This window comes from Streptomyces sp. AC555_RSS877 (assembly GCF_019049245.1).
Taxonomy (GTDB): Bacteria; Actinomycetota; Actinomycetes; order Streptomycetales; family Streptomycetaceae; genus Streptomyces.
In genome coordinates this window covers 103384-116748 of the sequence record NZ_JAGMUK010000001.1, presented here as the reverse complement: position 1 = coordinate 116748, position 13365 = coordinate 103384, and the positions used below count along the sequence as shown (strand labels likewise).

The window sequence follows — 13365 nt, the reverse complement described above, 5'->3', positions numbered from 1 at the left end:
CGATCGGTCACAGGGCACGCTAAGGATCCGGGGCCGGAACGCCGGACAGCACGCGGCCCGGGTGCACCCCTTCTCACTCGTACGGGTGCACCCGGGCCGCGGAACCGCCGGGGGACTACAGCTTCGTCCACGCCTCCGTGAGCGTCGCGCGCAGGATCTGCTCGATCTCGTCGAACGTCTCCTGGTTGGAGATCAGCGGCGGGGCGAGCTGGACGACCGGGTCGCCGCGGTCGTCGGCACGGCAGTACAGGCCGTTGTCGAACAGGGCCTTGGAAAGGAAGCCGTACAGGACGCGCTCGGTCTCCTCGTCGTTGAAGGACTCCTTGGTGTGCTTGTCCTTCACCAGTTCGATGCCGTAGAAGAAGCCGTTGCCGCGGACGTCGCCGACGATCGGCAGGTCGTGCAGCTTCTCCAGGGTCGCGCGGAAGGCGCCCTCGTTGTCGAGGACGTGCTGGTTGAGGTTCTCGCGCTCGAACAGGTCGAGGTTGGCCAGACCCACCGCGGCCGACACCGGGTGGCCGCCGAAGGTGTAGCCGTGCAGGAAGGTGTTGTCGCCCGTGTAGAACGGCTCGGCCAGACGGTCGGAGATGATGCAGGCGCCGATGGGGGAGTAGCCCGAGGTCATGCCCTTGGCGCAAGTGATCATGTCCGGGACGTAGTCGAACTTGTCGCAGGCGAACATCGTGCCCAGGCGGCCGAAGGCGCAGATGACCTCGTCCGACACCAGCAGCACGTCGTACTGGTCGCAGATCTCGCGCACCCGCTGGAAGTAGCCGGGCGGGGGCGGGAAGCAGCCGCCCGCGTTCTGGACCGGCTCCAGGAAGACCGCGGCGACCGTGTCCGCGCCCTCCATGAGGATCTGCTGCTCGATCTGGTCGGCGGCCCAGCGGCCGAAGGCCTCCGGGTCGTCGCCGAAGAGCGGGGCGCGGTAGATGTTGGTGTTGGGGACCTTGTGCGCGCCCGGGACGAGCGGCTCGAACGGGGCCTTGAGGGCCGGCAGGCCGGTGATGGACAGTGCGCCCTGCGGGGTGCCGTGGTAGGCGACCGCACGCGAGATGACCTTGTACTTGGTGGGCTTGCCGGTCAGCTTGAAGTACTGCTTGGCGAGCTTCCAGGCGGTCTCGACCGCCTCGCCGCCGCCGGTGGTGAAGAAGACCTTGTTCAGGTCGCCGGGCGCGTGGTGCGCGAGGCGCTCGGCCAGCTCGACAGCCTTCGGGTGGGCGTAGGACCAGATCGGGAAGAACGCCAGCTCCTGAGCCTGCTTGAAGGCGGTCTCGGCGAGTTCCGTGCGGCCGTGACCGGCCTGGACCACGAACAGACCCGCGAGACCGTCGAGGTAGCGCCTGCCCTTGTCGTCGTAGATGTAGGTGCCCTCACCCCGGACGATGGTCGGGACGGGGGAGTTCTCGTACGAGGACATGCGGGTGAAGTGCATCCACAGGTGGTCGTACGCGGTCTGGCTGAGGTCCTTGCTCACGGCTATCGGGTTCCCCACATGTAGGTCTGCTTCTTGAGCTTGAGGTAGACGAAGCTCTCGGTGGAGCGCACTCCGGGGATGGCTCGGATGCGTTTGTTGATGACGTCCAGGAGGTGGTCGTCGTCCTCGCAGACGACCTCCACCATCAGGTCGAAGGAGCCTGCGGTCATCACCACGTACTCGCATTCGGACATGGCGGTCACGGCGTCGGCGACGGACTCCACGTCACCCTCCACGTGAATGCCGACCATCGCCTGTCGGCGGAAGCCCACGGTGAGCGGGTCCGTGACGGCGACGATCTGCATCACGCCCTGGTCGAGCAGCTTCTGCACGCGCTGGCGCACGGCGGCCTCGGAGAGGCCGACGGCCTTGCCGATGGCGGCGTACGGCCGGCGGCCGTCCTCCTGGAGCTGTTCGATGATGCCGAGGGAGACGGCATCCAGATGCGGGGTGGTGCCGTTCCTGGACTCGCGGGAGTCCTTGGGGTCTGCGCTTCGACTGGCCACGACGTCACTGTGCACGACGTCTCGACACTTCCGCAAGGTCGAGGCGATGAAATTCGTTGTTTACGCGACTGAGACCTGCGGATTTCGCAGCGATGGCGCGACCGGGGGTGTTGAAAACGTCGGCGTGCGGATTAGGGTGGGTGTCTCAGTCAATGGACAGTTCGACCCGACACAGGAGGCCGGCAGTGAGCACCGAGCTGCGTGGGCTGCGCACCCTACGGAACTACATCGCCGGGGAGTTCCGGGACGCCGCCGACGGACGGACCACCGACGTGGTCAACCCCGCGACGGGCGAGGCGTACGCGACCGCGCCGCTGTCCGGGCAGGCCGACGTGGACGCCGCCATGGCGGCGGCGGCCGCCGCCTTCCCGGCCTGGCGCGACACGACCCCCGCCGAGCGTCAGAAGGCCCTCCTGAAGATCGCTGACGCGTTCGAGGAGCGTGCCGAGGAACTCATCGCGGCCGAGGTGGAGAACACGGGCAAGCCGATCGGGCTGACCCGCTCCGAGGAGATCCCGCCGATGGTCGACCAGATCCGCTTCTTCGCGGGCGCGGCCCGGATGCTGGAGGGGCGCTCGGCCGGCGAGTACATGGAGGGTCTGACCTCGATCGTCCGCCGCGAGCCGGTCGGCGTCTGCGCGCAGGTCGCGCCGTGGAACTACCCGATGATGATGGCCGTGTGGAAGTTCGCCCCGGCGCTCGCGGCGGGCAACACGGTCGTGCTGAAGCCGTCGGACACCACCCCGGCGTCGACGGTCCTGATCGCCGACATCATCGGCTCGATCCTGCCCAAGGGCGTCTTCAACGTCATCACCGGCGACCGTGACACCGGCCGCCTGATGGTCGAGCACCCGACCCCGGCGATGGCCTCCATCACCGGTTCCGTCCGGGCGGGCATGTCGGTCGCCGAGTCCGCGGCCAGGGACGTCAAGCGGGTCCACCTGGAGCTGGGCGGCAAGGCGCCGGTCGTGGTCTTCGACGACACCGACATCCCCAAGGCCGTCGAGGACATCTCCGTCGCGGGCTTCTTCAACGCCGGGCAGGACTGTACGGCCGCCACCCGCGTCCTCGTCCAGGAGGCCATCCACGACGAGTTCGTGGCCGCGCTGGCGAAGGCCGCCGCCGAGACGAAGACGGGCCAGCCCGACGACGAGGACGTCCTGTACGGCCCGCTCAACAACCCGAACCAGCTCAAGCAGGTCTCCGGCTTCATCGAGCGGCTGCCCGCGCACGCCAAGGTCGAGACCGGTGGCCACCAGGTCGGCGAGAAGGGCTACTTCTACGCGCCGACCGTCGTCTCCGGCCTCAAGCAGGACGACGAGATCATCCAGAATGAGGTCTTCGGCCCGGTCATCACCGTCCAGTCCTTCTCCGACGAGGACCAGGCCGTTCAGTGGGCCAACGGCGTCGAGTACGCCCTCGCCTCCTCCGTGTGGACCAAGGACCACGGCCGCGCGATGCGGATGTCCAAGAAGCTCGACTTCGGCTGCGTGTGGATCAACACCCACATCCCGCTGGTCGCCGAGATGCCCCACGGCGGCTTCAAGAAGTCCGGCTACGGCAAGGACCTCTCGTCGTACGGCTTCGACGACTACACGCGGATCAAGCACGTGATGACGTCGCTCGACGGCTAGTCGGTACGACGTCGGTGCGGCGTTCAGCGCGGCCCCGGACGGGAGTTGACCGTCCGGGGCCGCGCTGTTCCCCCTTGGCGGCCCTCCGCTCGGCGCCGTGGTCGTCGCCCGGAACGACTTTGCCATCTCTTTGCAACCTGTTCCCCCGCTGCCTCGTCTCTCCCGTCGATCTGCAACCCAGCCCGCCGAGCCACCTGGCGGGCGGACCGACGAGAGAGAGCGATTCATGCGCCGAACTGTCCTGAGCGCCATGGCACTCGCCTGCACCGCCGTACTGGCGGGTGCCGTGCCGGCGTTCGCCGACGGTGGGACCCCGAGCCCGGCCCCCACCAGCGTGCCGTCCGCCGGTGCCGAAGCGAGCCCGGTCCCGTCCGCGACCACCGATGCGAGCGAGGCGCCGACCGTCGCTCCGAGCGCGGAACCGACCCTGGCGCCCACACCGGGGCAGGTGTCCGTCGTGCCGAGCGGAGCGCCCGACACCGGTGTCGGCGAGGAGTCGGCGCAGTCCGGAGCCACCGGACTGATCGGCGGGGGTGCCGCCGCGGTGTGCGCCGTGGGCGGCGCGGCCTTCATCGTCGTACGGCGCCGGCGGGCGACCGGGGCATGACCTCGCTCTCCAGGCGCGCTTTCGTCACGGCGGGGGCGGCCTCGCTGCTCGTGAGCTGTGGCGGCCCCCAGGCCGGCCGGGACGCGACCGCGCGCTCCACGGGCACGCCACCGCCCGCGCGGTCCTCCGCGGCGGCGGGGCAGGCTCTCGGGCGTTCGGTCCCGGTCGGGCTGCGGATCCCGGCCATCGGGGTCGACACCCCGGTGATGCAGCTGGGGCTGGCCGCGGACGGCACCGTGCAGGTGCCCCCGGTCACGGCGGACGACCGCGCCGGCTGGTACCGGCACTCGCCGACGCCGGGGCAGGTCGGCCCGTCGGTGATCCTCGGGCACGTCACGGTCGGCAGTCACGGGGACGGGGTCTTCCACCGCCTCCCGGAGATGCACCGGGGCGACCTGATCGAGGCGCGCCTGGAGAACGGCAGGACGGCGGTGTTCTCCGTGGACGAGGTACGCACGGTCGCCAAGGCGGAGTTCCCCGCGAAGGAGGTCTACGGCGACGTGGACCGCCCGGAGTTGCGGCTCATCACGTGCGGTGGCGCCCTCACCGGTGACGGCTACCCCGACAACGTGATCGCCTTCGCCACGATGAGCGCGGCCGGCACCTGACCCGCACACCGTCACCCCCGAGCGCCGTCACGACCATGGAGAGCACGCAGAGCGTTGAAACGGTCCCGCGAGAAGGCAGCGTCCGAGCTGTTCGCCGCCCTCTACCCGCGCCTCGCCGGCTGGTGCCGCCGGCTCGTCGACGACGACGAGACGGCCCACGAGATCGCCTCGGAGGCCTTCACCCGGCTCTGGGGCCGCTGGACCTTGGTGGCGGAGCCCCGGGGCTTCCTCTACGTCACCGCGGCCAACCTCGTCCGCGACCACTGGCGCAGGCTCGAACGCGAACGCAGGGCCGTGCGCCGCGCCACTGCCGAAGCCGCCGTACGCCCGCCGACCGAGCAGGCCGACCCCTCGGTACGCCTGCTCGTGCAGTCGCTGCCGGAACGGCTGCGCGTCCCGATCCTGCTGCACTACTACGCTGACATGCCGATCCGGGAGGTGTCCGCGCTGACCGGGCGCAAGGAAGGAACCGTCAAGGCCGACCTCCACGCGGCCCGCGAACTGCTCCGCGCCCATCTGGGGAGAAGTCTTGATCACACACTCTGACGAGGGTCCGGAGTTCGAGCCCGACGACCCCCTCGCCGTCATCCTGCGACCCGCCTCCGACTACCTGGGGCCGCCCGCCGGCCGTTACGCCGCGATCCGCCGCCGTGCCGCCCGCCGCCGTCTGGTGCGCGCCGCGGCCGGGGTGGGCGTGACGTGCGCGGTCGCCGCCCTCGCCGCGCTGCCCTTCCGCCTCGCCACGCACGAGGGGCCCGCGACCCCGTCGGTCCCGCTCGCCCCGCCGCCCGCGAGCAGCCCGTCGGTCCCGCCCGATCCGTCGGCGACCCCCGTCCCCGGCGGCTCCGCCCCCACGACGGGGGCTCCCAGTCAAGCGCCCACTCCCTCCGGTCCGGCCGGTACCTCCGTCCCCGCCGGCTCGCCGTCGCCCACTGCGGCCTCGCAGGTCACCGAGCGGCCGACGGTGGCCTCCAGCGAGGCGACCGTGCCACCGTCGAGCAGCGACGGACCGTAGGCCACTCCTGCACCGGGGCATCTGGTGATGCACACCGGAACACCTCGTTTTTGAACATGTTCAATTAAGGGTTACTCTGCTGCCATGAGCGACAGAGCCGCCCTCCTCAGGGGCATCCGCGCGTGGTTGGTCCTCTTCGTCGTCTGCCTGGTGCTCAGCGGCGCCACCGCCTTCCCCCTGGTCCACGAACTTCGCTGGACCGAGGACCTGTTGCGGGCGCTGTCCGTGCCGGAACACCTGCCCGCCCTCATGGAGTGGATCGAACGGGTCCGGCAGGGGCTCGACGTCGTCGACGCCGAGTACCCCTTCGTGCTCTACGGCACGGACTGGCTCGCCTTCGCGCACCTCGTCATCGCGGTCGCCTTCTACGGCCCCTACCGCGACCCCGTCCGCAACATCTGGGTCGTCGAGTTCGGGATGATCGCCTGCGCCGGGATCGTGCCGCTCGCCCTGATCTGCGGGCCGATCCGGGGGATCCCCCTCTGGTGGAGCCTGATCGACATGGCGTTCGGGGTCTTCGGGGTGATCCCGCTGTACGTCGTCCGCAAGAAGATCAAGCGGCTGGAGGAGCTGACGGCTCCGGGGCCGTCAGTGCCCGCCGGTGCCGCCGTCAGCGGTTGAACGCGGGGAACGCGAAACGCTGGACGATGGGAAGGCCCTCGCCCTTAGCGTCGGTCGAGTTCACGGAGTAGACCACCGTCCGGGACAGGTTGCGGGTGGCCGCGACGACCGTGTGGTAGCCGGGGCGGGAGCCCGTCTTGCCCCAGATCTCCTTGCCGTTCAGCTCGAACCTCTGCAGCGCGGCGCCCATCGTGGCCCCCTCGACGGCCGGGACGGTGAACATCTCCGTCAGCTGCGGCTCGGGTACGACGCGCCCCCGGAACAGGCCCACCAGGAGCCGTTCCAGGTCGGTGGTCGTCGAGATCATGTCCCCGGCCGCCCACCGGTCCGACATGTTCCAGTCGGTCACGTCCACCAGCTTGCCGTCGATCCAGTCGTACCCGCGGTGGTGTGGGCCGTGGATACGGGGGTCGGGGCCGTCGGGGAACGAGGTGTGCCGCATACCGAGCGGGCGGAAGATCCGTACGGCCGCCTGGTGGGCGTACGAGTCGCCGGTGACCTTTTCGATCAGCATGCCGAGCACGGTGTAGTGGATGTTGCCGTAGCGCTGCCGGGCGCCGGGCGCGTACGCGGGGTCGGGGCCCTTGGCGACCGACGCCGCCACGACCTCCTCGGGCGTCAGTGTCTCGAAGCGGTGCTCATGACCGACGTCGACGTTGTCGCCGAGGGACGCGCCCGGCTGCAGACCGCTGGTGAAGTTCAGCAGCTGTCGCACGGTGATGGGCGAGAAGTCCTCGGTGAGCAGGCCGGGCAGGTACTGCTGCACCGTGCCGTCCAGGGAGATCCGCCCCTCGGCGGCGAGTTGCAGCACCAGCGCCGCCGTCACGATCTTCGTCGTCGATCCGGCCCGGAACCGCGCGTTCTCCAGCGCGGGCGCCCCGGTCCTCAGGTCGCGCACGCCCGCGACGCCCTGCCAGCTACCCTTGCCGCCCACCCGCACGAGGGCCGCGGTGGCGTCCTGGTCGGGGAGGCCCTTGAGCGCGGCCTCCAGGGCCCTGGTGTCCGGGCCGGTCGGCGTGGTGTGCGCGGAGGCCGGTAAGGGGGTTGGTCCGGGCGCCGCGAACGCGGGGGCGGCCAGCGGGGCGGTGGCCAGCGCGAGGACGAGGGAGGCGGCGAGGACGGTCGTACGGCGGCGGGTGCGCATGCGTCTGCTCCAGAGATCGACGAATGTGGTGGTGATCATCCTCCGGGCCCGCGCCGACCTCCGGATCGTCGCCGAGGAGGGCACCCACCCCGAGTCGAACCCCGAGCAAGTGCCGTGCAGGGGCTGGGAGTTGTCAGGGACAGCCCTTAGGGGCGCGCAAAAACTGTTATCCCGGTGGCCTTCACACCGTCTCCGCACTGTGATCCCGGACATACGACAGCCCCGGCCTGCCTGAGAGGGTGCGTGCAGAAGACCACTGACCTCAGTCGTCACACCAGCCACCGAAAGGGTCCCGTGGACACGCAGCACTGGCGCTCCACCATCGCCGCCGCGCAGCACGGCGACCGACGGGCGCTGGACGAGCTCGTCGCGGGCTGGCTGCCGTTGGTGTACAACATCGTCGGCCGTGCCCTCAACGGCCACGCCGATGTCGACGACGTCGTCCAGGAGACGATGCTGCGAGCCGTCGACAACCTCGGCTCGCTGCGCGACCCGGACAGCTTCCGGTCCTGGCTGGTGGCGATCGCCATGCGGCAGATCCGCGACCGGGGCCGCCGCAGGACCACCGACCGGCTGGACGAGTCGGCACCGCGGGAAGCCGCCGACTTCGCCGAACTGACCGTCCTGAGGCTCCAGTTGGAAGGACAGCGGCGCGAGGTCGCGGAAGCGGTGCGCTGGCTCGACGACGAGGACCGCCAGCTGCTGTCGCTGTGGTGGCTGGAGGTGGCCGGCGAGCTGAGCCGGCGCGAACTCGCCGCCGCCGTCGGCATCAGCCGGCAGCACGCCGCCGTACGCGTCCAGCGGATGAAGGAACGCCTGGAGACCTCCCGCGGCATCGTGCGCGCCCTCGACGGCGCCTGCCCGGGCCTGCGAGAAGTGACCGCCCGCTGGAACGGCCGTCCCGACTCGGTCTGGCGCAAACGCCTGGCCCGGCACCTCAGGGGCTGCGGCTACTGCGGCGACGCCCGCGAGCCGGTCGTACCGGCGGAGCGCCTGCTCGTCGGGATCGCGCTCGTCCCGGTCCCCGTCGGCTTCACCCTCTCGCTGGCCTTCGGCGGCAAGACCGCGGCCGCCGCCACCGTCGCGAGCACGTCCGTGGGCTGGTCCGCCAAGGTGCTGGGCGCGCTCACCAAGCCGGCCGTCGCCGTGACGGCGGGCGCGACCATCGTCGCGGGCGGCGCGTACGTCGTCACGCAGCCCCCGGACACCGCCCCGCCACCGCGCGCGGCCGTCACCAGCTCCGCCCCGGCGCCCACGTCGGCCCCACCGCCCGTCACGATCCCGACGCCGACCCCCTCGCCCTCGGCGACGAAGAAGGCCGACCTGTACGGCACCGTCGTCGACGCCGTCGACCGGGCACCGGATCCGAACGCCCGGCCCGGGACGCTGCCGCACCGGCCCGAGCCCGGGATCACCAGCACCGGCGGCCGGCAGGCCGTGATGCAGCACCGCGGCGACCACGTGACGCTCAGCGGCCAGGGATACGTCCTGGTCCGCTGGCAGATATCCCCGCACTCACGGCCCGGCGCGCTGGTCATGCCGACCTGGACCGGCCTGCAGGGCAGGCTCTTCCACGTCGCCTCGGGCGGCGGCCGCCGCATGGACGACCCCCTGACGGGCAGCCCGGGCGGCTTCGCCACCGGCATGGGCGGCCCGGACATCGGCTACGCGGTCCCGCCGGACGGCACCCAGCAGATGTGGCAGAACGAGTACTTCTACGTCGACGGCAGCGTCACCCTCACCGTGAACGAACGGGGCGCCGACTACGGCCTGACCGTCTTCCCGACCACCTGGGACAAGGCGACGCAGGACATCACGGCCGGCCCTCCCGAGGGAGCCATCCGCTACGGCCTGGTCCGCGACACCGGCGAGGACGACACCCCCGTACCGCAGTACGTCACCCGCGAGACCCCGGCCGACCCGGCGACCGTCCCTCAGGAGTCGCGCGTGTAGCGCCCCGCGAGCCGGTGGCGCTCCTGGGCCTCCATCACCTCGTCGCCGTGCTCGAACGCCCAGGCGCCGAAGGCGTCGATGGGGGCGAGCAAGGTCCGCCCCAGCTCGGTGAGTTCGTACGCGACGCGCGGCGACGAACCGCCGTATCCCCGCCGCGTGACCAGGCCGTTGAACTCCAGTCGCCGCAGGGTCTCGGTCAGCACCTTCTGGCTGATGCCGCCGATGCGGTCCCGCAACTCGCCGTGGCGCAGGGGGCCTTGGCGCAGCGCCCACAGCACCACCGCGTTCCAGGTGTTGGCGAGCAGGTCGAAGGCGAGCCGGGCACGGCAGTCGGCGAGAAACGTCTGGTCCACGTACCGAATGGTGCCCGAACGGCTCCCTACAGTCCTGCTCATGCGAATAGGAATCCTGGGCAACGGGGAAATGGCCGACGCGCTGGGCACCGGGTGGGCGCGCGCCGGACACGAGGTGGTCGCCGGAAGCCGGTCGGGCGACGTGGGCCTGCGGGAGGCGGCACGGTCCGGAACGGACGCGGTGCTGCTGGCGCTGCCGTACGAGGCCGCGGTCGGGGTCGTCACGGAACTCGAAGACGTCTTGCGCGGACGGGTGTTGATCGACTGCACCAACCCGGTGGGCGGCCCGGACTTCACCCTGCGCACCGCGGGCGGCCCCTCGGCGGCCGAGCGCATCGCCGCCGCCCCCACCGCCCACGTCGTGAAGGCCTTCAACCTGTGCCACGTCGACGTGTGGCGCCTGACCCCGCCGGTCTTCGACGGCCGCCCGCTCGCGGTGCCGCTGTGCGGGGACGACTACTTCGCGCTGTGCGTCGTACGACGACTCGCACGCGACCTCGGCTGCGAGCCGCTGAACGCCGGGGGACTGGACCGGGCCGGCCTGGTGGAGGCGACGGCCGCGCTGCTGATCGGGCTGTGGGTGGGGGAGGGGGCGGACGCACAGGCGATCGCGCCGCCGATGGCGTTCGCCGGACCGCGCGGCTAGCCGCCGTCCCGCAGGGTGCACAGGAGGTCGACGCGGTTGCTGGTGATCGAGTCGACGCCGAAGTCGATGAGGCGGCGCATCGAGCGGCGGGTGTCGGGGGTCCAGACGGAGAGCAGATAGCCGTCGGTGTGGACGCGTTCGGCGAGGGCACGGTCGACCAGTCCGAAGCGGTAGTTGAGCCAGCGCGGCCGGATCACGTCCAGCAGCGCGGGCCGCGGCGGCGCCAGGGTCGTCCAGGTCAGCGCGATCTCGGCGGCCGGGTCGGCGGCGCGCACGGCGAGCATGGCCCTCGCGTCCGCGCAGTAGTACACGCGCTCCGCGGCTCCGCACTCGCGCACGACGTCCACGACCCGGCGCACCACCCGCACGTCGGAGGTGCCCGGCAGGTCGAGCATCACCCGGCTGTCACCGGTCGCCGCCAGCGCCCCGGCCAGCGTCGGCACCTTGTCGTCAGTGAGCCCGCGCACCTCGTCCGACGACAGCGACAGCAGCGGACGGTCGTGCTCCCACAGCCGCTTCAGCGTCTGGTCGTGCAACAGCACGGGCACGCCGTCCCGGGTGAGCCGTACGTCTATCTCGACCGCGTCCGCGCCCAGTCGGAGCGCGGAACGCAGCGAGTCGATCGTGTTCTCACGGACGCGGTAGGGGTCGCCGCGGTGGGCCACGGCGGTCAGCTTCTGCATGCGCCCATTGTGCGGGGGTCAGGGAGCGAGCCACGCTGCGGTGTAGCTGTCGATCTCGTCCTTGATGCGGGCCTTGCCGGACGTGTCGAGGAAGGACGCCTCCACCGCGTTCTTGGCGAGGTCGGCCAGGCCCCGCTCGTCGAGCTCCAGCAGCCGGGCGGCGACGGCGTACTCGTTGTTCAGGTCGGTGCCGAACATCGGCGGGTCGTCGGAGTTGATCGTGACCAGGACGCCGGCCTTCACGAACTCCTTGATCGGGTGCTCGTCGAGGGTGCGGACAGCGCGCGTGGCGATGTTGGAGGTCGGGCACACCTCCAACGCGATCCGGTGCTCGGCGAGATGGGCGAGGAGCTTCTCGTCCTGCGCGGAACTGGTGCCGTGCCCGATCCGCTCGGCGCGCAGATGGGTCAGCGCGTCCCACACCGTCCCGGGTCCGGTGGTCTCGCCGGCGTGCGGCACCGACCGCAGGCCCGCGGCGATCGCCCGGTCGAAGTACGGCTTGAACTGCGGCCGCGGCACGCCGATCTCGGGCCCGCCGAGACCGAAGGACACCAGTCCCTCCGGGCGCACCCGGTCGTCGGTGGCCAGCCGCGTCGTCTCCTCGGCGGCCTCGAGACCGGCCTCGCCGGGAATGTCGAAGCACCAGCGCAGGACGGTCCCGAAGTCCGCCTCGGCCGCCTTGCGGGCGTCCTCGATCGCGTCCATGAAGGAGCCCTCGTCGATACCGCGGCTGGTCGAGGAGAACGGCGTGATGGTCAGCTCGGCGTACCGCACCTGCTGCCGGGCCAGGTCGCGGGCCACCTCGTACGTCAGCAGCCGGACGTCCTCCGGGGTGCGGATCAGGTCGACGACCGACAGGTACACCTGGATGAAGTGGGCGAAGTCCGTGAACGTGAAGTAGTCGACCAGGGCCTCGGGGTCGGTGGGCACCATGGAGTCGGGGTGGCGGGCGGCCAGTTCCGAGACGATCCGCGGGGAGGCGGAGCCGACGTGGTGCACGTGCAGTTCGGCCTTGGGCAGCGATGCGATGAAGGCGTGCAGGTCGCGCGGGATCTGTGCGTCGACGAGACGGTCGGTCAAGGTTCCTCCCCGGGAACGGCGTCCCCTGGCCGGTGTAGGGCGGGACGCGGGTGATCGGCTGATCGGTGACTCGGGATCATCGTAGGCCGGGGGTCACGCCGGACGGGCCCTGGCCGTAGCATGACGGCAGGTTCGACGGAGGGGGGCCCGCGCATGTCCGACGACGCGCAGACGCCGGGAACGCAGGAAGGCGGCGCGGACCGGCCGACGCCGACAGGTGGGGCCGGTGAGGCCGCCGACGCTCCCCGCGACCCGTGGGCCGCGCCGGTGCGGGACGGTTCTGCCGGCCCGGGTGCCACCGTCGCCGACACGGGGTCACTGATCCCGCCGACCTCCACACCGTCCTCCTCCGTGCACGACCAGCAGACGGTCACGTCGATGCCGGGCGTGGGCGGCCCCGAGGCGTCCAGGTCCTGGTCCTCGCCCTTCACCCCGTCCGACCCGTCGTCGGCCCGGACGAACGGCTCGGACAACCCCTTCGCCCCGCCGAGCCCGGCCGCACCCGTGCACCCCGGCCAGGCGAGCCCCTACCCGCCGCCCGGCTCCGCCCCGGTCCCGCCCCACGTCCAGGACGCGGTGCCCCCGCCGCCCATGGCCCCCGACGGCCCCGGCCACGTCCCGTACGGCTACCCGGGCCCCAGCGGCTACGGCTACCCCGCTCCGCCCGGTTACGGCGGCCACGGCCCGCAGTCCCAGGGCCCCGGCGCCTACTACGGCTGGCCCGGCATGGCGCCCGCCCCGAACAACGGGATGGGTACCGCCTCAATGGTCGTCGGCATCGTTTCCGCCGTCGGCTTCTGCATGTGGCCGATCGCCATCATCGGCGGCATCGTGGCGGTGGTACTCGGGGTGATCGCCCGGCAGAAGGTGCGGCGGGGCGAGTCCACGAACGCCGGCCAGGCCCTGGCAGGGATCATCTGCGGCTCCGTGGGTCTCGCTCTGGCCGTCGGGATGATCGCGGTGCTGGCCTTCGCGGCCTGACCGACGGCTGAGCGGGAGCGAGTCCGAGCGAGGGCCGAGCGCCGGCCGGGCGAGGGT

At 71.5% G+C, this 13365-nt stretch carries 15 protein-coding genes; 9 read left to right on the top strand and 6 right to left on the bottom strand.

What is annotated here, in order from left to right; all coding sequences use genetic code 11:
* Window positions 1–115 precede the first annotated feature (115 nt).
* Window positions 116–1495, bottom strand: coding sequence for an aspartate aminotransferase family protein (locus KUM49_RS00480; RefSeq protein WP_217234614.1), 1380 nt, complete (start codon window positions 1493–1495; stop codon window positions 116–118).
* Window positions 1480–1998, bottom strand: a complete 519-nt coding sequence (locus tag KUM49_RS00475) for an Lrp/AsnC family transcriptional regulator (protein WP_217234613.1) — start codon at window positions 1996–1998, stop codon at window positions 1480–1482. The genes KUM49_RS00480 and KUM49_RS00475 overlap by 16 nt, the downstream gene beginning before the upstream one ends.
* A 170-nt stretch (window positions 1999–2168) precedes the next feature.
* Here KUM49_RS00475 and KUM49_RS00470 point away from each other — a divergent pair, with 170 nt between their 5' ends.
* The 6 genes from KUM49_RS00470 (at window position 2169) to KUM49_RS00445 (ending at window position 6468) form a co-directional block, all read left to right on the top strand.
* The gene (locus KUM49_RS00470) at window positions 2169–3617 is read left to right on the top strand and encodes a gamma-aminobutyraldehyde dehydrogenase (protein WP_217234612.1); all 1449 of its coding nucleotides are present in this window, start codon (window positions 2169–2171) and stop codon (window positions 3615–3617) included.
* Between the two features lie 226 nt (window positions 3618–3843).
* Window positions 3844–4224 (top strand): Tat pathway signal sequence domain protein, encoded by a 381-nt coding sequence (locus KUM49_RS00465; protein ID WP_217234611.1) that lies wholly within the window; start codon window positions 3844–3846, stop codon window positions 4222–4224.
* Window positions 4221–4832 carry a class F sortase gene (locus KUM49_RS00460; RefSeq protein ID WP_217234610.1) on the top strand — a complete coding sequence of 204 codons (612 nt, stop codon included), beginning with the start codon at window positions 4221–4223 and terminating at the stop codon, window positions 4830–4832. Before KUM49_RS00465 ends, KUM49_RS00460 begins: the two co-directional genes overlap by 4 nt.
* 54 nt (window positions 4833–4886) lie before the next feature.
* On the top strand, window positions 4887–5378 hold the full coding sequence (locus tag KUM49_RS00455) for an RNA polymerase sigma factor (protein WP_217234609.1): 492 nt from the start codon (window positions 4887–4889) through the stop codon (window positions 5376–5378).
* Window positions 5362–5847, top strand: a complete 486-nt coding sequence (locus KUM49_RS00450) for a hypothetical protein (protein WP_217234608.1) — start codon at window positions 5362–5364, stop codon at window positions 5845–5847. The genes KUM49_RS00455 and KUM49_RS00450 overlap by 17 nt, the downstream gene beginning before the upstream one ends.
* Before the next feature lie 84 nt (window positions 5848–5931).
* Entirely contained in the window at window positions 5932–6468 is a 537-nt protein-coding gene (locus KUM49_RS00445) for a hypothetical protein (RefSeq protein ID WP_217234607.1), read from the top strand.
* On the opposite strand, the gene KUM49_RS00440 is transcribed toward KUM49_RS00445, so the two are convergent.
* Window positions 6458–7612: a serine hydrolase gene (locus KUM49_RS00440; RefSeq protein ID WP_217234606.1), complete on the bottom strand. Its 1155-nt coding sequence runs from the start codon at window positions 7610–7612 to the stop codon at window positions 6458–6460. The genes KUM49_RS00445 and KUM49_RS00440 overlap by 11 nt on opposite strands.
* A 294-nt stretch (window positions 7613–7906) precedes the next feature.
* Here KUM49_RS00440 and KUM49_RS00435 point away from each other — a divergent pair, with 294 nt between their 5' ends.
* Window positions 7907–9565 carry an RNA polymerase sigma factor gene (locus tag KUM49_RS00435; RefSeq protein ID WP_217234605.1) on the top strand — a complete coding sequence of 553 codons (1659 nt, stop codon included), beginning with the start codon at window positions 7907–7909 and terminating at the stop codon, window positions 9563–9565.
* Here KUM49_RS00435 and KUM49_RS00430 read toward each other — a convergent pair.
* Window positions 9547–9960, bottom strand: coding sequence for a helix-turn-helix domain-containing protein (locus KUM49_RS00430; protein WP_217234604.1), 414 nt, complete (start codon window positions 9958–9960; stop codon window positions 9547–9549). The genes KUM49_RS00435 and KUM49_RS00430 overlap by 19 nt on opposite strands.
* Here KUM49_RS00430 and KUM49_RS00425 point away from each other — a divergent pair.
* Window positions 9959–10564: an NADPH-dependent F420 reductase gene (locus tag KUM49_RS00425; protein ID WP_217234603.1), complete on the top strand. Its 606-nt coding sequence runs from the start codon at window positions 9959–9961 to the stop codon at window positions 10562–10564. The two genes, KUM49_RS00430 and KUM49_RS00425, sit on opposite strands and share 2 nt — an antisense overlap.
* Here KUM49_RS00425 and KUM49_RS00420 read toward each other — a convergent pair.
* Together KUM49_RS00420 and KUM49_RS00415 are read right to left on the bottom strand one after the other, a co-directional pair.
* Complete coding sequence (locus tag KUM49_RS00420) at window positions 10561–11247, bottom strand: glycerophosphodiester phosphodiesterase (RefSeq protein WP_217234602.1); 687 nt, start codon at window positions 11245–11247, stop codon at window positions 10561–10563. The two genes, KUM49_RS00425 and KUM49_RS00420, sit on opposite strands and share 4 nt — an antisense overlap.
* Before the next feature lie 18 nt (window positions 11248–11265).
* Window positions 11266–12390: an adenosine deaminase gene (locus tag KUM49_RS00415; protein WP_217234815.1), complete on the bottom strand. Its 1125-nt coding sequence runs from the start codon at window positions 12388–12390 to the stop codon at window positions 11266–11268.
* Window positions 12391–12480: 90 nt separating this feature from the next.
* Between KUM49_RS00415 and KUM49_RS47940 the strand changes: the two genes are divergently transcribed.
* Window positions 12481–13308: a DUF4190 domain-containing protein gene (locus KUM49_RS47940; protein WP_254400522.1), complete on the top strand. Its 828-nt coding sequence runs from the start codon at window positions 12481–12483 to the stop codon at window positions 13306–13308.
* Window positions 13309–13365 lie beyond the last annotated feature (57 nt).

Bases quoted from the DNA above. Each gene is read 5' to 3' on its own strand.
- KUM49_RS47940 (WP_254400522.1), top strand. From the start codon at position 12,481: ATGTCCGACGACGCGCAGACGCCGGGAACGCAGGAAGGCGGCGCGGAC.
- KUM49_RS00465 (WP_217234611.1), top strand. From the start codon at position 3,844: ATGCGCCGAACTGTCCTGAGCGCCATGGCACTCGCCTGCACCGCCGTA.
- KUM49_RS00445 (WP_217234607.1), top strand. From the start codon at position 5,932: ATGAGCGACAGAGCCGCCCTCCTCAGGGGCATCCGCGCGTGGTTGGTC.
- KUM49_RS00460 (WP_217234610.1), top strand. From the start codon at position 4,221: ATGACCTCGCTCTCCAGGCGCGCTTTCGTCACGGCGGGGGCGGCCTCG.
- KUM49_RS00430 (WP_217234604.1), bottom strand. From the start codon at position 9,960: ATGAGCAGGACTGTAGGGAGCCGTTCGGGCACCATTCGGTACGTGGAC.
- KUM49_RS00425 (WP_217234603.1), top strand. From the start codon at position 9,959: ATGCGAATAGGAATCCTGGGCAACGGGGAAATGGCCGACGCGCTGGGC.
- KUM49_RS00420 (WP_217234602.1), bottom strand. From the start codon at position 11,247: ATGCAGAAGCTGACCGCCGTGGCCCACCGCGGCGACCCCTACCGCGTC.
- KUM49_RS00440 (WP_217234606.1), bottom strand. From the start codon at position 7,612: ATGCGCACCCGCCGCCGTACGACCGTCCTCGCCGCCTCCCTCGTCCTC.